Source organism: Spirosoma profusum, from assembly GCF_014699005.1.
Taxonomy (GTDB): Bacteria; Bacteroidota; Bacteroidia; order Cytophagales; family Spirosomataceae; genus Spirosoma; species Spirosoma profusum.
Genome location: NZ_JACWZY010000009.1, coordinates 153507 through 174963, shown reverse-complemented (window position 1 = coordinate 174963; position 21457 = coordinate 153507). Strand labels below are relative to the sequence as shown.

The window sequence follows — 21457 nt, the reverse complement described above, 5'->3', positions numbered from 1 at the left end:
TACACTTATAAAAAACTCAGCCCGAAAGCTCAGGCTGAATTTTTAACTATGTGAAAAGAAAAGGTCGAAAAGAAGATTGACGGAGCTACTGCCTACTAGAAACTGTAGCGGGCTCCTAACTGAAGCTGGTATGGGTCGCCGGAAGGGGTAACAACACCAGCCGTATTGACCCGGTACACAAATCGCTGGTTGGCTTTGTCGAAACCGGCAACTGCTGGTGTAGAACCCGATGCAGGGATACCGAGTGCATAGAGCGCCTGCGTTCCCAACGATTGATTAGCTCCCCAACTCTTATTCAGTAGGTTAGCGAAGTTAAATACGTCGGCTGAGATGTCAATAGTATGCGTTTTATGAATCCTGAACCGCTTGCTGGCCCGAACATCGAAAACACCATAGAAGCCATTGACACCTCCGTTCCGTTCCGCCATTTTGCCCGAATACGTAGTGATATAATCCTTAATGCTCTGGCTGGCATTGGGGTTATCCAGAATGGCCTGTAAACCACTTTTTACGTTCGACGGCGTATTTTCGCTGTTACGGTCGAAAATGAAAGCGAGGTCGTTGTTGCCCGCCACGAAGTCGGCGTTGCTGTTGGCGCCGGACAACAACGAATACCTTGTGCCGCCAATACCGGAATAACGAACCCCAACCGTAATGCCATAGAAAGTGGGCAACGTACCATAAAAGACGATTTTATGCCGGAACTGGTTATCCGAATATGTCATTTTAGACAGATTTCGTGGGTCATCTTTCACGGGTAGCGATAACGTAGCGGAGTTTGCTACGTTCCCATTGAACGACGTATTGTCGCGTGTATCGTTCCAGGTGTAGCTGACCGAAAATTCGCCGTCTTTAAAATATTGATACGTAGCATCGGCCACCACTGCAAACTGATTCACTTTCCCTTCGCTGTTCAGTTCCAGTACGCGGCCCAGTTTCTGACTGATACGTCCCTGTAGCCAGTCGCCCGCGCCGTTGGTGGGCATGGAGGCCAATGGTACGTAAACACCCCGGTTATCTTCGTTCGCCAGACGGAAATACGGTTCCGTAGCCATGTTGCGGTCTACGTACATGTAATTATTCCGCCCCAGCGACATATACCCCGCAATACCCACTTTCAACTTATCGGTCAGGTAGCGGTTATACGACAGGTTCGCTTTGTACAGAACCGGCACGCGCGCATCGGCTCCAGTCATGTTGATCGTTGGAAGCTGGAAAGCAGCTAACGACGGAATGCTGGCGTAGTTCGAGCGATACGCAGCAAAATCGGGCGTCGGGATGTTTGGGGCGCGTACATCGACCGTAGCGAGGTGCTTACCATCGAACGTCAGGTTGTTGATAATGACGTAATTATTTATGTCAGAAGCGAAAACACCTGCACCAAAGCGGACGTAATCGGTATGCCGCTCATTTACGTCCCAGGTAAATTGCAGACGAGGCTGCACGATGAACGATTTTAGTTTGTTGTCGGTACGTAGTTTCAACTCATCAACTACCACCTGATTCAGCGAGGTAGACGGATAGTGCGCGTAATCGAACCGCAGACCGGCGATCATTTCCAGACCCCGCGCCAGTTTGGTGCTCATCTGGCCATACAAACCGGCGTTCCACGTATTACCCACTACGCTCGGATCATCGACCAGCGGCACCTCACGGTAATACCGATACGGTTGCAGCGCATTGAATTTATCGAGCGCTGTCATGTTGGCGGCAGCATCAACCGTGTAATGGAACCGACCGTTCACCTCGCTGCCATAGACCGAGTGCGCCCGTGTGTACATCAGGTCAACGCCAAACGTGTACTGAACTTTATCGGTGTTATAATACAGATTGTTAACCAGTTGTAGTACGTTATTGTCGAAACCTTCCTGCGCAAACCGGTGGCCACCCATCTGAATATTGGTTGAGCGAGTTGTTCCGTCAACCGTCGACGTAACGTTTTCGACGATGGCGCGCGGAATGTTAGCGGCCGGAAGTTGGTCGCCGGGAGCACTTTTCTGGTACGTAAACAGGTGCTGAAGTTTCAGCTCGTTCGTGATACGTGGCGTTACCGAGGTGCGTAGCGTCGCCAGAAAACTGTTGTCCCAGTTATAATCGTTGCCGTACGATTCGTAGGCGTTAATGGTCGTATTATCCGCTAAACCAAGCTTATTGCGGTCGCTGGTAAAATTGTTACGTATCGTCAGCAGGTTTTTGCTGTTGATTTGCCAGTCGAGTCGGGCGAAGGCTGCATCAGAACCACGATTCTTGTCAAACGTACCGAACTGGGGCGTATTAGACACGCCGTATTTGCTCCGGGCGATGTCCACAAATCGATCCAACGTAGCACGCGTTACGTTAAACCGGTTTTCATCGACGGGCGACTGAATATCGGCAATGATCAACGGACGCGAATCCTGCTGGTGATCCCAGACGAGGAAAAAGTGCAGTTTGTCTTTGATGATCGGCCCACCCAGCGACAAGCCGAACTGGTTGGTAGCGAACTTGTTATTGCGTGTATTACCCCGAATATCATAGGGGCTGGCTAACCAGTTGGCGCGGGTGTAGTTGAAAACGCTACCGGTAAATTTATTCGTACCGGCTTTGGTAACGGCGCTCACGATACCCCCGCCACTACGTCCGTAAATCACGTCGTATTGATTGGTAATGACCTTGAACTCGCGAACGGCCTCGATCGAAATAGAGTAGGGGGCTCCGCTTCGGCTCGTAGTCGAACCGGCCGACGTTGGGTTTTTGGCGTTCATGCCGTCGATGGTGTAATTGGTCGATGAGCCCAGTTGGCCCGAAATATTTCCACCCCGGCTCAGGGGCGAAAGATCCATCAGTGATGTAAAATTCCGGCCATTTACCGGCAGCGTTTGAATCGATTTGGCCGAAATGGCCGTAGCCGCACCCAGGTTTTCGATCTTGTTTTTCAATCCTGATGCCACCACCTGCACTACTTCGAGCGTTTGGTCGGTTTCCTGCATGGTTAGATTGACGCGAATGGCATCCCCCTGATTGAGCAGGTATCCGGTACGTTTCTGCTCGCCGTAGCCGATGAACGTAATACGAACGGTGTATGGCCCGCCCAGCGGCAATTCTTTAAACGAATATTCGCCCTGAGCGTTGGTGACTGTACCCGTATTAAAGCCGGTCGATTCGTTACGTACCTGAACGGAAGCGCCCGGAAGCGCCTGTTTCTGATTGTCGGTAATCACCCCCGCAATCGATGCCTGCGTCGTTTGGGCCATTGCCGAATGGTTGATGAGGTAACTAACTAAAAAGAGGTAAACAAGTAATTGTAGTCTGTTTTTCATACAGAGAAGGACTGTTTTTTTTCAACTGCAAAAAGACGACAACTACTCGTCATGGGCGTTACCGAATTATTAACAATTTGTCATCATTGTGCGAATACACTTAACTAACATCACTAATAGATGAATCAACGTATTGCTGCCGCGTGGGGTTTCGACAGGCTCAGCCTGACAGTCTATTTGAATTTGTTAACTCAAGTTGGATTATCAGGCTGAGCTTGTCGAAGCCCCACGCGGCAGCAATACGTTGTCTTAGCCAGTATTCACGATAACTAAGAAGTATTTGTCGGCGTAATGGGCAATCATTAACTTTAACCCATGCAGTACATCAAAATACCACCGCCCGCTTCTCTGGAACGCTACGTTCGGTATTTCTGGGTCGTGGACAATCCAACGGCAAATGGTCCCCGAATTTTCAGGCCCATAACCGACGGGTGCCCAGGACTGATGCTTCAATTGGAAGCCACTACCAGCGTAATCGACCAATACCAAAAAGAATTGCCTTCGTTTTGTTTGTATGGACAAACCATCCGTCACCGGGAAATCCATGCGAGCGAGCCGTTTAAGGCGATGGGTATTTGTTTTACGCCCCTCGCCCTGAAAACGATTTTCGGTCTCGACGCTCATGAACTGACCGATACCTGCCTCGATCTGAACGAGCTACTGGGTAATCATGACCGTTTTCTTCAGGAACAATTCTGGACGGCTACGTCGCTGGAACAACGTATCAATCTGCTATCGAACTATTTAGAGGAACAGCTACGTATCAACGCCATTCAGACAGACAATCTGACCGATTATGCGCTACGTCAGCTCATCAGATCGAAAGGAAACGTATCATTGAAAGATCTTCAGGCCGAATTAAACGTATCGGAACGGCTACTTGAACGACGATTTAAGCAGAGCGTTGGTATTTCACCCAATCTGTTTGCCCGTATCTGCCGGTTTCAGGCGTCGCTGCATCAACTGAAAACCAGCCGCTTCGATAAACTTTCCGATATCGCGTTCGACAATGGGTACGCCGACCAGTCGCATTTTATCCGCACCTTCAAAGAATTTGCCGGGTTTTCGCCATTCCGGTATCAGAAGACCTCGAACGAAGTCGCCGAGAATCTGGCCGAGTGGTTTTGAAAGGAGTGATAAGTGATGAGTGATAAGTTGGCTGACGCAATTAACAGTTAGGCGCGTCAGCCAATTTATCACTCCCTTGTCGGTTTTGTTCTATTTTGCCGGTAGTCACGCGCCTAGTTTTGCCAAAAAACAAAGCACATGAAACTACTTATTTTTGGCGCAACAGGCAGCATAGGCCGTCTGCTGGTGGAACAAGCCCTCGAACAGGGACACATCGTAACCGCTTTCGTGCGGGACCCCGCGAAACTTGAATCGCAAAATCATCCAAATTTACGGATCAGTCAGGGAGACGTACTAAATCTGCCGTCGGTCGAAAAAGCCGTACGAGGGCAGGACGTAGTACTGTGTGCGCTGGGAGCCGGACGGAAAGGCTTCACACGGGCAGAAGGTACGAGAAACATTCTCCAGGCGATGGAAGCTACAGGGGTAAAACGGCTAATCTGCCAGACGACTCTTGGCGCGGGCGACAGCAAGGGCAATCTGAATTTCTTCTGGAAATACATCATGTTCGGTCTGCTACTGCGCAAAGCCTTCGCCGACCACGAACAGCAGGAGCGTTACGTCCAAAAAAGCCCGCTCGACTGGATTATGGTTCGTCCGGCAGCTTTTACCGATGGGCCACGTACCGGCCAGTATCGACATGGTTTCCCGGATTCCGCGGATGGATTGACGCTCAAAATTTCCCGCGCCGACGTAGCCGATTTTATGCTGAAGCAACTAACTGACGATACGTATCACCGCAAAACACCCGGTTTATCCTACTAAAAGACGCATCATCATGCCTAATTTTCAGACATTCGCGCTCTATAGTGCCGCTACAACCACCGCACTCATGGCGGGGCTTTTTTATGCGTATTCTTGCTCCGTAAATCCGGGGCTTCATCGACTTCCGGACGTAGCGTACCTGAGCGCTATGCAATCAATTAATCGAGCTATTCTAAATCCCGTTTTCTTTATCTGCTTTCTGGGCGCACCGGCGTCGTTGCCGCTTAGTACCTGGCATCAATACGGTCAACCGGTAACACTACGTTTCTGGTTACTGTTGGCTGCTACGTCTGTGTATGTCGTTGGCGTGTTTGGGGTAACTATGTTCTGTAACGTACCACTGAACAATGCACTGGATGCCTTCTCCATTGAGAACGCTTCAGTTGCCCAATTAAGCGAACAACGTAGTGCGTTCGAGTTACCCTGGAATCGGTGGCATTCCATCCGAACAATAGCGTCAGTCATTGCGCTGATGCTGGTATTGGGGGCCTGTTTAGCCGCAAAAGAAGAATAATCCAAACAGCCAGCGATACGTAGCGTTATTCATAAACGAAGAGTTCTTTACTGTAAAACGAACAGTGATCATGACGGAGCACATTCACGACGAAACAGCAATCCACTACGTTCGGTCAGGCACAGGCCAGCCTACGTTGTTATTTGTACATGGCTCCAATATCGACCTGACGTATTGGAACGCCCAAGTTGCTCATTTTCAGGATCGGTTTCAGGTTATTGCGATTGACCTGCCCGGTCATGGTAAGTCGGGGAGGGACAGGGAGCACTGGTCGACGACTGGAATGGGCGAGGACGTAGCGGCACTCATCAAAAGCCTGAAACTGGAGCAGGTGATTCTGATTGGTCATTCACTGGGCAGTGACGTCAATCTGGTTGCAGCCACTACGTATCCCGATCCAATCATTGGGTTTATCATCATCGATAATTTCAAAAATGCCGGACAGCCTCTGCCAGAACAATATCAACAACAAAGCGAAGAGATTATCAAAAACCTGCAAACAGATTTCGGTAAAACCAACGAGGATTACGCCCGGATGGTGCTGCTAACACCACAAACTCCTGTTGACGTAGCGAATCGGGTTGTCAATGATTATCGACAGGCGTATCAGCCAATGGCGGTCGAAATGCTTGAAGAAGTGTTTACCGATGCCTACCTGATTGAGCGTAATCGGTTGCCGAAACTATCCTGCAAAATACACCTCATCAACGTGGACTACATGCCCACTAATGAGAAACCCTTGCAGGAACTTGCTACCAATGGTTATGAACTCCACCACATGGCCGGTACGAGCCATTTTCCAATGATTGAGAACCCGAAAGAATTCAATAAACAGCTGAAGGAGACGATAGCGGTAATTCAGCAGGAGAGGTCAGTTTAAAAAGGAGTCAGTACGTTACCAACTGCATAAGCCAGGCGGTTATCAATCCTCCGTATGTTCCTAATACGTGACTCAGTACGGCTAATAGTACGCCAACCGGCGCTAGGGCCGGATGAAAAATAGACGCCACTGCCGGAGCCGTCGACACGCCACCAATGTTAGCCTGACTACCAACGGCGACAAAAAAGTAAGGGGCGCGGATGATCCAGGCCGTGGCGAGCATCACAACGATGTGAATGAGCATCCAGATAACGGCTACCAGAAATAACCCCAGATTGCCGCCCAGATTCGACAGGTTGAGCCGCATGCCAATGGTCATAATGAGAAAGTACACGAATAACGTAGCGAAATCAGTGGTGCCGAGCTTTTCGAGCTTACGCAAACGGGTGAACGACAGGATGATACCTAACGTAGTGGACAGGATAACGACCCATAAGAAATTTGACGTAAACGGATCCAAGCCATACGTAGCAAGCGATGCTTTGTAGGGCTGTAAGTTAGTCGACAGTACGTACGCGAGGGCGTGGGCAATTGCTGCTCCACCGAATCCTAAGGCTAGTATGGTGCTTATATCCAGCAGATTAGCTGGACGGTCCGGTTCTTCTTTGTACGCCAGAATACGTTCTTTAACTTCTTCAATTGAACGCGTATCGGCCTTGAGCCAACTATCGATTTTCCCCCGGTAAGCCGCGCCATAAATCAGACAGGCGGTCCAACTGGTTGATACGACGGCATCGACAACCAGAATGATGGCAAACAGTTCTTCGCTGCAACCGTAGATTTCTTTCAGGGCTAGCTGGCTGCTGCTACCACCGATCCAACTTCCCGAAATAGTGACCAGTCCTTTCCAGTATTCCTGGGTAATGGCCTGTTCGCGGAAGCCGGGTATGAGCCACATCACCAGCCAGAAAGCGATGGGGGCTCCGATGATAATGCCCAGCGTTCCCGCCAGAAACGTAACGAGTGCTTTCTTGCCCAATCGTAGAATGGCCCGTAAATCGGCGGTGGATGTCAGCAATACCAACGCGGCTGGCAGCAGGTAGTTCGTCGCTATTTTATACAAGCCTGATTCGTCGCCCGAAATAACATTCAGACTATTCAGGCTGGCCGGAACAACGTAGCAAAGCAGGAGGGATGGAACGTAGGAATAAGCCCGCTGCCAGAACGGATGACTGGATTGCGAGGTTTGGAAAATAAAGGTTAGCAGGACAAGGAAAATGCCCAGAATAATGGCATCGTTGGTAATCAGGGGGTAATGCATAGGGGAAAGGGCAGGAGGCATAGGGGTAAGAGCAGTGCGTCAAGTTTCTACCGCAGAATCCTTACCCTATGCCCCCTGCTTTGGTCTATGCGTATTAAAACCCTGCCGCCTGCCCATCTTTCCGCGATTCGGTTGCGCCGTGATAGACTTTGTTTTTAGCGTCGTACATAATAGCCTGATAGCCGCCATAACCGCCGAGTCCATACCCAATTTTATGTCCTTTACGCATCAGGTCGCGGATGGTTTCGTAGGGGTAGCCCGATTCCAGCGTAATCTGCCCGGAATCGATCATTTTTTCGCCGGTTGGTTCTGATGATCCCAGGTGATCAATCCTTGGTGCGTCACCGGCTTCCTGCGGATTCATGCCATAATCGATCATGTTCATCAGAATTTCGGTATGACCCAGCGGCTGAAAACTGCCTCCCATCACCCCAAAACTCATAAATGGCTGCCCATCTTTGGTGACGAAGGCCGGAATGATGGTCTGAAACGGGCGTTTGTGGGGCGCATACGTATTGTTTTGACCTTCATATAGACTGTATAATTCACCCCGGTCCTGAAACTGAAATCCCAGTCCATCAGGCACCATCCCTGAGCCGAATCCCCGATAATTGCTTTGAATCAGCGATACCATATTGCCTTCTTCATCGGCCACGGTCAGGTAGATCGTATCTCCCTGACGCAACGCCGGATTTCCTGCATCAACCCGGCTGGCAGCCCGTTGGGGATCAATGAGTTTACGTCGTTCCGCGGCATACTCCTTACTGATGAGTTCTTTAACCGGAATCTGGGCGAAAGCTGGATCGGCATAATATTTAGCGCGGTCTTCAAAGGCCAGTTTTTTCGCTTCGACAAACAAATGAACGTGTTCAGGACTACCCCAGGGAATTTTTGAAAAATCGTATCCCTCCAGAATATTCAGCATTTGCAACGTACAGATTCCCTGACTGTTGGGGGGCAATTCCCACACATCGTAACCTCGGTAGTTTGTCGAAACGGGTTCGACCCATTCGGAGGTATGATCGGCTAAGTCTTTGGCACTCAAAAAGCCGCCAACTCGCTTCATGAAGGCATCAATGGTTTGTGCGATTTCCCCTTTATAAAAGGCATCGCGACCGCCTTTGGCTATCTTTTCCAACGTATTGGCCAGATTCGGATTTTTGAAGATTTCGCCCCGTTTCGGCGCGGCTCCGTTGGGTGCGTAGGTTTCCTTCACGTTCGGGTATTTGCCGAAACGACTCACCATTGACGCCCACGAAAGCGACGCTTCATCGTGGACGGGATAGCCTTCGCGAGCGTAGTGGATGGCGTGCGACAGAATTTTGGGCATCGGTGTTTTGCCAAACCGTTTGTGCAGTTCAAACCAGCCATCCACGCAACCCGGCGTCGATACGGGCAACGGTCCGTCAGACGGAATATGCGTTAAACCGCGCTTTTTAAATTCGTCAAGTGTCAGTGAATAGGGCGACCTTCCTGAAGCATTCAGCCCATACAATTTTTTGGTTTTGGCGTCCCATACAATGGCGAATAAATCGCCCCCGATACCGTTTACGTGTGGCTCAACCAATCCTTCCATCGCGTTGGCGGCAATGGCTGCGTCAATGGCATTACCCCCCGAACGTAGTATGTCGATAGCGGCCTGTGTCGATAGGGGATGTGACGTACAGGCCATGCCATGCTGCGCCATTACGACGGTACGTGTCGCAAAGGCTTTGCCCACTAGACGATCCTGAGAGAAAGCCGGAGAAAGTACGCTGAATAGAAAGCAGAAGAGGAAGAATTGTTTCATGGGGTTCTACGAAGCTACGGAAAACAATTGTGCCACAGTCAGTTAAACTGTGGCACAAGATAACAAAATGTAGCAATTTTTTTTGGCCTGAACAGAGCAGGATTTTTCATTATAATTCCTGGGGAAGAGCAACCTGACTGTACTGCCGTCGGCGGGTACGTGCTCGTTTCCAGATGAAATAAATGATAGCCCAGATGCAGAGTATGGAAGGTAGAACCTGACTATATGGTTTGTAATGAGGTAATACCGTTCCGGCAAATGCCGAAAAAATGGCGCTGTAGGCGGACAGCATTTTGTAAATGTGTTCGTATAACCACCATGTTTTCAGTTGTTTGTGGAGCCAGAAATACTTCAATAGATCATAACCGCATACCAGAGCCAGAGCCGATAAAGTCGAATAAACGACCGTCGGCGACCAGTTGCCACCAGCGAGTTGCATGGAACGTAGATAAAGCCCCCCTGCCACTAATACACCAATCGTAATCAGCACATCTGTAAATGGACTTTTGCGTTCCTTCAGCCGAATAGCGCGGTAGCCCGAATAGCCAACGTATCCGCCTAACAGTGTTAGCATTAATAAAAACGGGTTGGAACGAAAGAAAATAATGCCAATAAAAGCGGTTCCGACGACGATACGTAAGCAGTACAGAAAATAGCGACCGAAGCGAATATGTCGCCTGACGTTATTCTGAAAAAAAATAGCAATCAACCCGATGACTAAGGCAAGGGTACCGAACAGGATATGCGTAAAAATATTGAGCGTATGAAGCGTTTGCATTAAAAAACGTCTTCGTGTTTTGTACGGTCGAAGACAGCTCAAAATTGACTGGAGAAAATCGACCGTAAAAGCCAATTGTGACCAGCTGCCTTCATCTGTGACGAAAACCGTTTGTCACGGAAGTGATGGACGAATGGATTTCAGGCCGTAAATTGCTTTATGCTACGTCCCCGACTTCTTGATAATTTTCTCGTTCGTAATCTATTGGGGCTGGGCGCTCTGCTGGCTGTTCATTACCTGTCCGACTGGTACGCCATCGACCACCGGACAGGTTTGGGGAAAGTTTCGCCTTATTTCTACCTGCTGCTGTTGTACGGCTGGATCGTTTTTCACAACCGGATTTTATTCGAGCGATTGTTTCTGCGTAGCAAAAAAGCTCAGTATTTTGGCTGGCTATTGTTGCTGATGGCACTCGGGTCGTTTAACATGAATTTTGTGCTGCACACTGAGTTTAATATCACCCGTTCACTGCCTTATCTGGTCAATTTCTGGGTGTATACCGTTACTGGTTTAGGCGTGTATAGTCTCTATCGATACATCAGCACTCGATCGGTGTCAGTGGAAATCGTTCCACCAGCAAAGCCCGTAATTTCAGTAGAAGGCTATTTTTTTTGTATGGTAGATGGGGTACGCGAAAACATACCGTATGAAGCTATTCAATACATAGAAAGTCTTGAAAACTACCTGAAAATCATTACAAAGGCGAGAACATACGTAACACGGCTGACCATGAAAGAAGCGGAAGATCGATTGCCGAAACGTCAGTTTATTCGAATAAGCCGGTCGTATATTGTCAATGTTAAGTGGGTCGATAAACGTGAACCTGACGCGGTCTGGATTGGCGTAAAAGAATTGAAAATCGGTAAAGTTTACAAGCGTTACGTTGCCGAGCAACTGACTGGGGAGTAAGGCTATTTCAGCTTTTGCTGAGTAACAGTTTTGTCTCACTGAGGCACGTAGCACCTTCCCGCTTCCTAACTTGCGATGGATGATACGTTAAAATGCTACGTGCCTCAGCGGGACAAAAAGACGGTATTCTCTAAAGGTCAACTAGCTTCAAAGCACCAAAATTAGCGCGATTCGTTGGGTGTATATTCAAATGTACCAAGCCCTAGTACATCGCTCGTATGTTTCCGAAGTTCTTGCCCCAGTTCTGGATTTTCCGCCAATACCTGACCGTACGATGGAATCATCTCTTTCAGTTTCTGCTGCCAGGCTTCAGTTTTCGATTGCTCTGGAAAACACCGTTTTAGCAGATCGAGCATAATGGAAACGGCTGTCGATGCTCCCGGCGAAGCTCCCAATAGGGCGGCAATACTTCCATCGGCGGCACTGACCACTTCGGTGCCAAATTCCAGCACGCCCCCTTCATCTTCATCTTTTTTGATAACCTGCACGCGCTGTCCGGCAATTTCAAGTTCCCAGTCTTCCATTTTGGCATCCGGGTAATATTCCCGGAGGGCAGCGAGCCGGTCTTCGGGCGATTGCATGACCTGCTGAATGAGGTAACGGGTCAGCGGAATGTTATGCAGACCGGCCATCAACATTGGCGCCATGTTACTCAACTGAATCGATTTCGGCAAGTCGAGGTAGGAACCGCTTTTGAGAAATTTTGTCGAAAAGCCAGCGTACGGCCCAAAAAGAAGTTCCTGTTTACCTTCAATCATGCGCGTATCGAGGTGCGGTACCGACATAGGCGGAGCGCCAACCGACGCTTTACCATAAACCTTCGCGTGGTGCTGTTCAATAATATCGCGGTTCACGCATTTGAGCCACTGACCACTCACCGGAAACCCTCCAAAACCCCGGCTTTCGGGAATGTCGGATTTTTCGAGTAAACGTAATGAACCACCGCCCGCACCAATAAACAGAAAATTGGTCTGAACTTCCTTTTCCTGATGCGTCGTTACGTTCTCCAGCCGCAACTTCCAGCCGCCCAGGGATTTCGAGCGCCACAAATCGCGGACTTCGTGGGCAAAATATAAGCGAACACCGGGCATATCACTCAGTCGACGAAACATGGCCCGCGTCAGGGCACCGAAGTTTACATCGGTGCCAATGTCCATGCGAGTGGCAGCTACGGGCTGTTTTGGGTCACGGTGTTCCATCACGAGCGGCATCCACTCGGCCAGTTGTGCCGGATCTTCCGAATATTGCATCCCATGAAAAAGGTAATTCTGCTGGAGCGTATCAAAACGTTTCTGAAGGTAATTCACGTTCTCCTCACCCCAAACAAAACTCATGTGCGGAATCGATCGGATGAAGTTAGGCGCATCATGCAGAAAGTCTTTCTCAATCAGATACGCCCAGAATTGCTTCGATTGCTCGAACGACTCAGCAATTTTAATGGCTTTCGATACGTCAATGCTACCATCTTCTTTCTCAGGCGTATAGTTCAATTCGCAGAAAGCGGAGTGACCGGTACCGGCGTTATTCCAGGCATCCGAACTTTCGGCAGCGGCACTGTCCAGTCGTTCATAAATATCGATGGTCAGGTCGGGTTGCAGTTCTTTCAGCAACACGCCCAACGTAGCACTCATAATCCCCGCCCCGATCAATATAACGTCGGGACCTTTCTGGGTTGGCTTTTTATGTTTTGCCATGATTTACTGCAACAGGTATGTATTCGGTTAAAGCTGCAAAAATAGTCGATTGTTCCGGAACGGTATCTGGAAGGTGACGAACGTAGTGTTACTTTTTAACCGCAACGGCGGCCCGGCGCAGAGATTGAAAAGGTATATGCAAAGAGCCGTAGTGAAGAACGTAGCGAACTTTTGCGATAGGTACGTAATCGCTGCGCCGGGCCGCCGTTGCGGTTAAAAAAATCACCGTATTGACGGCTACATTACTGCTTATTTGACTTCTTTCGTTGGCCAAGTATTTTTTCCAGGCATTTCACCGTAATCAGATACGTTGGTTTAACGCCAAGCGCACCCAAACTTCCCGACGCCAACGTAGCACCGGTCAGGAGTGGATTATCAGATGCGTAATAAGCATACCGTACTTTCAGTTCGGCCGATACGCTGCCCCGAATTTTCGATTGTGCCTGTATCGCTTTCTGATAATGAGCGCCTTCCATCTCCAGGCCAATGGCATTCCAGGAAGAGCTACGGAAATAACTCAATACGTCTTTATTTTGAAGCGAGGTGCCCAGTACCGTTATCATAGCCCCTTCATAGACCCCCAGACCATTTCCGTCAAAATCTTCCTTACTGAAATCATTGTCCAGCGGATAATTATCAGCCGTGCCCTCAAAAATATGCGCGGTCGGAATCATAAGATCGCCTTTCCCGCCGGTCAGAATCCCCGCTTTTCCGACAATGGAGATGGACGCTACGTTCAGCGAATAGGATTCCGTCGCCGTTTCGTAGGGTTTAAGCAGTTCGTCCATCGTTTCAAATGCCTGCTCGCCAAAGGCATAATCCATAACCAGCAGCAAAGGTTTGGTCGTCTGTACTACGTCCGGATCATGCTTGATTTCCGGCGAGAGCAACGTAGCGTCCAGCTTGGCCGTGTCGATGAGCTGTACCAGCAAACTCGTACCGGCGATGTCTTCCAGTACGTGCATACCATGCTCATTTGCATAGTCGATGACCTGTTTGCGAAGGTCGCGACCACCGGGTTGACTTAATTTCAAGGCCAGATCATACAGGCTATCCCAACTCGTAGCGTCGGCCAGCGCAGCCGGAGCGTAGAGGCAATTCATGACGCTGTGTGGATTGGCGCTGATAATATGTATCGGGCGTTTCTGTAGATTATGCTCCCGGATGTATTGCTTCAGGCGCGTGGCCCAACGTTCGCCGTAGAGGTGCTGGCCGATACGTTCGCGAAGCATTGGGGTGAAATTGATTTCACGATCCGATTTTTGCTCACGAAGCTCCTGAATCGATACGTTGCCGAGGCTATACACAATTTGAAATAAACCACTATTGGTTCCTGCCGTTTCTTCAAATCGGTGATACGCCTGCTGCGTTTCTTCGAACGTGCGTCCCAGTATAGAACTGAGGTACATGAGCGCTAATTCGCGATCATCATCGTTGACGGTGCCGCCCGATTGCACGATAGCTTCCAGTTTTTCCCATTCGCGGGTGCGGCTGCCCCGTTCCTGAAACGCGTTACGTCGGATTTTATCGGCTTCCATGAACATAAATGTCAGGTGCGTCAGAATGTCATAGATTTCGCTACGTCCATTCGTTACCTCGATCACCATTTGTTCGGCGTCAATTCGATAGCAATTTCGCCGTCGTTTGGCGGGCACCAGCACTGGAAAATGAGAGTGCTCGAACCCTTCGCGCGACGCTAACGTAATAACCCGACACGCTTCAATTCCTTTGGGCAATCGGTCCATTACGTAGACAAGTCCATCTAACTCAACGCGTTGCGGGTCACCGACGAGACCGTAAATTTCAGGTTGCAGCGTCAGCAAAGCCCGGCGAATTTCTTCGCCCGACACGCCTGAGGGTTTATAAAATCCCCGATTGAACAGATGTCGCATGGTAATATATAGTCGCTCAATGGCCACGCGCGACTCCTGAGCGCGGGTAAGGGGAGGAGATGGATCGAGATGCATAGGTAAGTGGTAAGTTGGCGCAAAGGTAAGGAGCAGGGGGCATGGGGCAAGGGGCAAGGGGCAAGGGGTGTTGCGCAAATGGTAGTGTTAAGTTTGTAAGCCGCCAATGTGGTTTGTGAAACTTGAAACAGTTTTTCTGGGTACTTTTGGCGGATGAAATACCTGATTCGGCGCGTTGTACTGATGATTTTTTGTTGCCTGTTACTCGGTCAGGGGATTCGGGCTCAGCCGTTGCCGATATCGACTGGCCCGCCCGAACCGACTGGTATTCGGGAGGGGCGTTTCATTGGGGTTGTGGCTGGCACAGCGGCTTTTTATATTGTTACGTTGCTGCTGCTCAAGAAGCAGTGGTATAAGAAAAAAGTGCCGTTTCACAGCTTCAACGATAACGGCGAGTGGCTCCAGATGGACAAGGTTGGACATGCCGCTACGGCCTACTGCATGAGTCGCGGAGGGTATGAACTAATGCGCTGGAGTGGCGTAAACGAGCGAGCGAGCATCCTGACAGGCGGACTGCTGGCCCTGCTGTTTCAGACCACGCTCGAAGTGTACGACGGCCACGCGGAAGGTTGGGGATTTTCGAAGGGTGATATGGTGGCCAATGTAGCGGGAACGGCATTGTTCATGGGACAACAGTACGGCGCTGGTCAGCAGGTGGTGAACCTGAAATATGGCTTCCGTAAAACGATTTTTCCGCCATACCGCCCGAATTTGCTGGGAAAAACAACAGGCCAGCAAATGCTGAAAGATTATAACGGTCAACAATACTGGCTGTCGGTCAACCTGGCATCGGTGCTACCGGTTGGCCCGTCGTTTCCGCGCTGGCTGAATCTGGACGTAGGGTACAGTGGCAGCGGCATGATTGGCGGGCACGAAAATCCTCGTGTGTTGGATGCATCCGGAAACGATGTGACATTCAGACGGTATCGCCAGTTTTTCATCTCACCCGACGCTGATTTATCACGTATTGGTACGTTCTCACCATCCTTGCAGCGTTTCATCGGTACAGTGCAGTTTTTCAAACTACCAGCCCCTTCTCTGGAACTGAATTCCGTAAACGGACTACGTTTTCATCCGCTGATTCTTCCTAAAGAGTGAATGAGTGAAAGAGCGAAGCCATCCGGCAGACGCTCTTTCACTCATTCACTCTTTATCGTATTTCCCCCGGCGTAACCATAACTCCTTTCTGCCGATTTTCGCGGAGAATGGTGAGTTGCGCCGGACGGCCAATGGTATCGTCGGTGAGGAGTCGGTGCAGATCATCGACAGTCGCGATGGGGTGCCCGTTGAAACCAACAATGATGTCGCCTTGTCGAAGTTCGCTGTTGCCTGCAACACCGTCGGGTTCTACACTGGCGACCATAACTCCGGTTCGGGTACTGAGTTGATTGTATTGTTTGATACGTTCCGTCAGGTTAATTAACTGACCAGCAATACCGAGGTACCCCCTTCTAACTTTACCGTGCATGATGAGTTTACCCGCAACCAGCGCAGCCAGATTTGAGGATACCGCAAAACAAATGCCCTGAGCGGGTAAAATTACGGCCGTATTAACGCCAATGACGTCGCCCTGTGAGTTGACCAGCGGACCGCCGGAATTGCCCGGATTTAAGGCCGCATCGGTTTGAATCACATCATCGATAAGTCGACCCGATTCCGAACGTAGCGTTCGACCCAGCGCACTAACGACCCCTGCCGTTAGTGAATACTGAAATCCGTACGGGTTCCCAATTGCAATGGCGATCTGACCAACCTGTAAGTCTCCAGAATTAGCGAACCGAATGGCTTTCAGGCCGTCGGCGTAAATTTTCAGGACGGCAATATCGGTAGCCGGATCTCGCCCAATCAACATAGCATCTACTTCGCGCGAGTCGGGCAGGCTGACGCTGATGTGCGTAGCCCCGGCCACTACGTGATTGTTCGTAATAATATACCCGTCGGTAGAGATGATGAATCCAGAGCCTGTTCCGCCGTCCGATTCGCCACGGCCTGGCGACCTACGGGGCTGATTCGGAGGGTTTTGCTGCGTAGTGTCGGTGGATCGCCCGCTCACTTTAATCTGAACAACAGAGGGACTTACCTTCTTCGCTACGTTAACAACTGTGTTCGAGTAGGCATCCAGCAACGTAGCATCGGGCTGAAGAAAACCGCCCGCATGCGATGGCCCATCCGAAAATGTGATGAATTGCGTATACATGGTAACGAACTAGTTAAATGGTTGAGTTACGTCAACACGATTCGTTCCAGCTAAAACGTAGCACAAAAAGTGCGCGCATTTACGTCATTTTGTCATTTTTAAGCCCTTTCCTTACTTTTGCGCTACGTCTTTGGCCGTAATGAAGTGAATTATTTCGGTTAAAATGGCAGAAAAGATTGTATGAGCTTTGAGGCATATTTAATACAGAAGAAAATTGATGCCGAGCGATTTCGGCAGGAAGAGCCCGACCGTTACGTCGAATGGCAGCGTGAATTTGAGCAGATGCACCCCGAAAGCTTCACCGTTCAGAAGAAATTTCTTTTGAATGATACCCGAAGAAAGTATCTTGTCCGTTGAAAATGTATCATTCGGTCTGAAGGTCAGGCCGACCTCACTTTTTAATCAAAAGTTTTTTCTCAAATGGCTCTAACATTAGGAGAACTACGGGGTATGTCTGATTCGGTGCTGAATGCGCTGAAAGCCCAGGGAATCAGCGATGCAGATATGCTGCTCGAAGCCACCAAAACGCCATCTGATCGTAAATCGCTGTCCAACATGAGTGGTATCGATGGGAAAGTGATTCTGGAATTAGCCAACCGGGCCGACCTGGCGCGAATTAAAGGTATTGGGCGGGTTTATAGTGATTTAATGGAAGAAGCGGGGGTTGACACGGTGAAGGAACTGGCGCAGCGGGTGGCCGCCAACCTACACGCTAAATTGATCGAAATAAACAGCGTCCGTCAGTTTACCCAACGCCCCCCCTCCGTCGAACAGATCGGCGACTTCATCGAACAAGCGAAAGGCTTACCACGAATGTTGGAATATTGAAAAGGGGCGTTAACCCCTTTTTTTATGTCGTATTAATGGCCAGGCGTGGTCAGTTGTAGTCAGGGAACGTATCACAGAACCTGACTACAACTGACCACGCCTGACCGTTATAACGGCTAATGTGCTGCGTTCCAGTTGAGAAAGTTAAAAAAACTAAAAAGTATATACGAACATGGGTTACTTTTTTGAGTTAATAGAATTAATAAGTGGCTCTAAAAATATTCATCTAACTAAAATTTACTGACAACCATGGCGAAATCAGCCTTCTTTATGCTCGCAATGATGGCATTGGCAACTGCCTGCTCCAGCACCAAAACCGAAAGTACCGAAACCTCTACTACGGTAACGGATTCGACGGCGACGGCGACCACGACTACGGATTCTACGTCTACGGCTGGAGATTCAACCGCAACCATGTCGACTGATACCACTAAGAAAGATTCGATTAAATAATCACCTTTCATGCGTAGTAACGCGAAAGACCCGTCAATTGGCGGGTCTTTCGCGTTACTGACTGGTAGGGAACGTAGCGCTATCGCTTTGTTAAATCGCTGGCCGCTTTTTCATCGACCATCCACACCAATTCTCCATCAACAGGCTTGATGACCTGCGAAGGATATAGATCAGGATTGGATTCACCTTCGAGAACTTCTTTTAACGGGGCCGCTTTCTGCGGTCCCGCCACTAAAAACAGGACACACCTGGCCCGATTTGCGACAGGAGCCGTAAGCGTCAGGCGATACATGTCCTGTTTCGTTAGAAAGTAAGCTTTTGTCCAGGCTGTTGTTTCGTGTACGACGTCGGTGCCGGGGAATAACGAAAGCGTGTGGCCGTCGTCGCCCATACCCAGCAGGATTAAATCGAACGTAGGCGAATCCACGCCGGCACCCGTTTCGCCAAAGTAATCATGTAAAATCCGGTCGTAATCAGCAGCGGCTTCATCTGGGGAGAGGTCCGTTCGCCAGACGTGGATCTGCTCTTCGGGCGTGTACACGTGTCCCAGCAACGTATCATACGCCATACCCGCGTTATTCTGTGAGTCATCGATGGGAACGTAGCGTTCATCACCCCAGAAGATATGTAGCTGTGCCCACGGAACCTGTTCAACATACGGCGATTTCGCCAGTAATTCGTGGAGCGCTTTCGGGGTACTTCCCCCCGACAGGGCGATTGTAAACCGGTCCTGCGTTTTCAGTACGTCGTTGATACGTTTGGTAATGAATTTGGCCGCCGTTTTAGCCAGCTCGGTCGGATTTTTGGTAACGATGAGTTGCACGATACGTTCTGTGTTTTACATTTACGTTACGTTGGTAGTAGTTTACTGAACAAAATCCTCCCGCATAGGCGTAAACAAATCAACTAATATGCCTGCTTCCCGGCAAACGGCCCCGTGCCATACGTTGGGCGGAATGTAATACGCATCACCAGCACGTACCGTCCGGGTTTCGTCGCCAATAGTAATATCGAAAGCACCACTTGCTACGTAGCTCATCTGGGTATGATAATGGCTGTGTGGCGTACCAATGCCACCTGCTTCGAAGGCAACTTTTACCATCATCAGGTTAGCATCGTACGTCATTATTTTACGTTTCACCCCTTCCGCTACCGTTTCCCACGGCAGGCTTGGATCATCGACAAACAAAGTTTCAAATTGGATAGGCATAGGAAGTTATACTGGTTAGTCACGGTCCGTCGTTGCGGTCAGTCAATAGTTGTTAGCAGGCTCCGACAGGCTCTGGCTGTCGTCTAGGTAGTAATTATCCTATTGGTCGCTGGCGCGACTCTGACAGCCGGAGCCTGTCAGGGCCACTATCATCACTTAATTCGACTACTGACTGATGGCTATCGACTAAATTTACTTCATCATCCACTGAAACCCGTCTTTCTGAACGAGCTTGTCGGCAGCTTCGGGTCCCCAGGTGCCGGGCGTATAGTTCGGGAAATCAGGTGTTTCTGATTCCCAGGCCTCCAGAATTGGTGTTACTACTTTCCAGGCAGCTTCGACCTGATCTGCCCGCATGAACAACGTAGCATCACCCGTCATTACGTCGAGAAGGAGGGTTTCGTAGGCTTCCGGCTCCTGACCAGCGTACGCATCTTTGTAGCTGAACACCATTTCAACGGGGTCGATAGCGAGCGTTTGCCCCGGCCGTTTCGCCTGAAATCGCAACCGAATGTCCATAGCGGGCTGAATGCCGATGGTCAGCCGGTTCGATTGCCAGTTGTGCGTAGCTTCGTCGGGGAACGCATAATCGGGCGCGGGCTTGAATTGAATGGTAATAACTGTTGCTTTTTCCGGCAGTGATTTCCCTGTTCGGAGGTAAAATGGTACGTTCTCCCAGCGCCAGTTATCGACATACAGCTTGATAGCGGCAAATGTCTCCGTCGCCGAATCGGGTTTAACGCCTTCTTCCTGCCGATAGCCGGGAATATCGTCCCCACCAACTTCTTTTCCTTTGGTTTTGCCAGGTCCGTACTGACCACGAACGGCAATATTTTTTACCTGGCTGGGTTTAATCCGGCGAATGGCGTTCAATACGTCTACTTTTTTGTTACGTACTTCATTGGCTTCGAACGAAATAGGCGCTTCCGTCGCTACCATGCACAGCACCTGAAGCAGGTGATTCTGGATCATGTCACGTAGCGCGCCTGACCCTTCGTAATAACCGCCCCGCCCTTCAAGCCCCACAGTTTCAGCGGCTGTGATTTGGACATATTCTACGTAGCTGCGGTTCCAGATGGGCTCAAAAAGGGAATTGGCGAAACGTAGCGCCAGAATATTCTGCACCGTTTCCTTGCCCAGGTAGTGGTCAATGCGATAAATCTGCTCTTCAGCAAAGAGGCCGCCCAGCAACGCATTCAACTCCTGCGCCGTTTTCAGGTCATGCCCGAACGGCTTTTCAACCACAATCCGCACGTGCGATTTATCGCCACACAGTTCCATTTTGCCAAGGTTGGTGGCAATGTCCGGAACTAACTGAGGAGCAACGGCAAGGTAGAAAATAACCTCAGGCTGCTCACCCCATTCTTTGTGCTTTTTAGCGACAAAATCGGAAAGTTTTGCATAAGCGCCCGCATCGCTGGCGTCCATCTGCAGGTACGTAATCATGGGCGAAAACGACTTCCAAGTATTTGTCGGGCCATTTTTTCGCCGGGAAAACGACTCAATGCCTTCGAATAAGCGCTCCCGAAACGACTCGTCGGAATAATCACTACGTCCCAATCCGACCACTGAAAACCGCTCGGGCAGGTAATTGTCGATGAATAAATTGTATAGCGCAGGGGTAAGTTTGCGAAGATTCAGATCGCCACTGCCACCGAAAATAAACAGTATAGTGGCTGATGGACGCTGATTAGTAGCTGGAATCATGAGTTGACGTATTGAGGGGCGCAAATTACCGCCACCCTGCTTTCGGAACAAGTTTACACCGCTAGAAGTTGTTTTGGT

General features: G+C 49.8%; 19 protein-coding genes. 9 read left to right on the top strand and 10 right to left on the bottom strand.

The features are described from left to right. Nucleotides 1–95: 95 nt before the first annotated feature. A complete protein-coding gene (locus tag IC229_RS13365) occupies nucleotides 96–3233 on the bottom strand; it encodes a TonB-dependent receptor (protein WP_223833986.1) in 3138 nt (1045 codons plus the stop codon). A 381-nt stretch (nucleotides 3234–3614) separates the two neighbouring features. Here IC229_RS13365 and IC229_RS13360 point away from each other — a divergent pair, with 381 nt between their 5' ends. From IC229_RS13360 to IC229_RS13345, 4 genes are all read left to right on the top strand, one after another. After that, nucleotides 3615–4427 carry a helix-turn-helix domain-containing protein gene (locus IC229_RS13360; protein WP_190887481.1) on the top strand — a complete coding sequence of 271 codons (813 nt, stop codon included), beginning with the start codon at nucleotides 3615–3617 and terminating at the stop codon, nucleotides 4425–4427. Nucleotides 4428–4565: 138 nt separating this feature from the next. Beyond that, entirely contained in the window at nucleotides 4566–5192 is a 627-nt protein-coding gene (locus tag IC229_RS13355; protein WP_190887480.1) for an NAD(P)-dependent oxidoreductase, read from the top strand. Between the two features lie 13 nt (nucleotides 5193–5205). After that, nucleotides 5206–5706 (top strand): anthrone oxygenase family protein, encoded by a 501-nt coding sequence (locus IC229_RS13350; RefSeq protein ID WP_190887479.1) that lies wholly within the window; start codon nucleotides 5206–5208, stop codon nucleotides 5704–5706. Between the two features lie 70 nt (nucleotides 5707–5776). Continuing rightward, the gene (locus IC229_RS13345) at nucleotides 5777–6586 is read left to right on the top strand and encodes an alpha/beta fold hydrolase (protein ID WP_190887478.1); all 810 of its coding nucleotides are present in this window, start codon (nucleotides 5777–5779) and stop codon (nucleotides 6584–6586) included. Nucleotides 6587–6593: 7 nt separating this feature from the next. Here the strand turns inward: IC229_RS13345 and IC229_RS13340 are convergent, their stop codons facing one another. From IC229_RS13340 to IC229_RS13330, 3 genes are all read right to left on the bottom strand, one after another. Continuing rightward, nucleotides 6594–7847, bottom strand: coding sequence for a DUF819 family protein (locus IC229_RS13340; RefSeq protein ID WP_190887477.1), 1254 nt, complete (start codon nucleotides 7845–7847; stop codon nucleotides 6594–6596). Between the two features lie 94 nt (nucleotides 7848–7941). Continuing rightward, nucleotides 7942–9636 (bottom strand): gamma-glutamyltransferase, encoded by a 1695-nt coding sequence (ggt, locus tag IC229_RS13335; protein ID WP_190887476.1) that lies wholly within the window; start codon nucleotides 9634–9636, stop codon nucleotides 7942–7944. A 109-nt stretch (nucleotides 9637–9745) separates the two neighbouring features. Beyond that, nucleotides 9746–10414, bottom strand: a complete 669-nt coding sequence (locus IC229_RS13330; RefSeq protein WP_190887475.1) for a hypothetical protein — start codon at nucleotides 10412–10414, stop codon at nucleotides 9746–9748. Between the two features lie 159 nt (nucleotides 10415–10573). Here IC229_RS13330 and IC229_RS13325 point away from each other — a divergent pair, with 159 nt between their 5' ends. Beyond that, on the top strand, nucleotides 10574–11323 hold the full coding sequence (locus tag IC229_RS13325; protein ID WP_190887474.1) for a LytR/AlgR family response regulator transcription factor: 750 nt from the start codon (nucleotides 10574–10576) through the stop codon (nucleotides 11321–11323). Between the two features lie 161 nt (nucleotides 11324–11484). Here IC229_RS13325 and IC229_RS13320 read toward each other — a convergent pair whose 3' ends face one another. After that, nucleotides 11485–13017: a malate:quinone oxidoreductase gene (locus IC229_RS13320; RefSeq protein WP_190887473.1), complete on the bottom strand. Its 1533-nt coding sequence runs from the start codon at nucleotides 13015–13017 to the stop codon at nucleotides 11485–11487. Nucleotides 13018–13259: 242 nt separating this feature from the next. After that, nucleotides 13260–14984: a DUF6909 family protein gene (locus IC229_RS13315; protein ID WP_190887472.1), complete on the bottom strand. Its 1725-nt coding sequence runs from the start codon at nucleotides 14982–14984 to the stop codon at nucleotides 13260–13262. A 153-nt stretch (nucleotides 14985–15137) separates the two neighbouring features. On the opposite strand from IC229_RS13315, the gene IC229_RS13310 reads away from it, so the two are divergent. Then, nucleotides 15138–16082, top strand: a complete 945-nt coding sequence (locus tag IC229_RS13310; protein ID WP_190887471.1) for a DUF2279 domain-containing protein — start codon at nucleotides 15138–15140, stop codon at nucleotides 16080–16082. Between the two features lie 52 nt (nucleotides 16083–16134). Here the strand turns inward: IC229_RS13310 and IC229_RS13305 are convergent, their stop codons facing one another. Beyond that, entirely contained in the window at nucleotides 16135–17181 is a 1047-nt protein-coding gene (locus tag IC229_RS13305; protein WP_190887470.1) for a S1C family serine protease, read from the bottom strand. A gap of 180 nt (nucleotides 17182–17361) precedes the next feature. Between IC229_RS13305 and IC229_RS13300 the strand changes: the two genes are divergently transcribed. The 3 genes from IC229_RS13300 to IC229_RS13290 all read left to right on the top strand — a co-directional run bounded on the left by IC229_RS13300 (nucleotide 17362) and on the right by IC229_RS13290 (nucleotide 18462). After that, entirely contained in the window at nucleotides 17362–17538 is a 177-nt protein-coding gene (locus IC229_RS13300) for a hypothetical protein (protein ID WP_190887469.1), read from the top strand. 63 nt (nucleotides 17539–17601) lie between these two features. Next, on the top strand, nucleotides 17602–18009 hold the full coding sequence (locus IC229_RS13295; protein ID WP_190887468.1) for a DUF4332 domain-containing protein: 408 nt from the start codon (nucleotides 17602–17604) through the stop codon (nucleotides 18007–18009). A 249-nt stretch (nucleotides 18010–18258) separates the two neighbouring features. Beyond that, nucleotides 18259–18462: a hypothetical protein gene (locus tag IC229_RS13290; RefSeq protein WP_190887467.1), complete on the top strand. Its 204-nt coding sequence runs from the start codon at nucleotides 18259–18261 to the stop codon at nucleotides 18460–18462. A 79-nt stretch (nucleotides 18463–18541) separates the two neighbouring features. Here IC229_RS13290 and pgl read toward each other — a convergent pair whose 3' ends face one another. From pgl to zwf, 3 genes are all read right to left on the bottom strand, one after another. Next, on the bottom strand, nucleotides 18542–19285 hold the full coding sequence (gene pgl / locus IC229_RS13285) for a 6-phosphogluconolactonase (protein WP_190887466.1): 744 nt from the start codon (nucleotides 19283–19285) through the stop codon (nucleotides 18542–18544). Nucleotides 19286–19327: 42 nt separating this feature from the next. Further along, a complete protein-coding gene (locus IC229_RS13280) occupies nucleotides 19328–19672 on the bottom strand; it encodes a cupin domain-containing protein (protein WP_190887465.1) in 345 nt (114 codons plus the stop codon). 192 nt (nucleotides 19673–19864) lie between these two features. Next, nucleotides 19865–21379 carry a glucose-6-phosphate dehydrogenase gene (gene zwf, locus IC229_RS13275; RefSeq protein ID WP_190887464.1) on the bottom strand — a complete coding sequence of 505 codons (1515 nt, stop codon included), beginning with the start codon at nucleotides 21377–21379 and terminating at the stop codon, nucleotides 19865–19867. Between the last annotated feature and the right edge of the window lie 78 nt (nucleotides 21380–21457).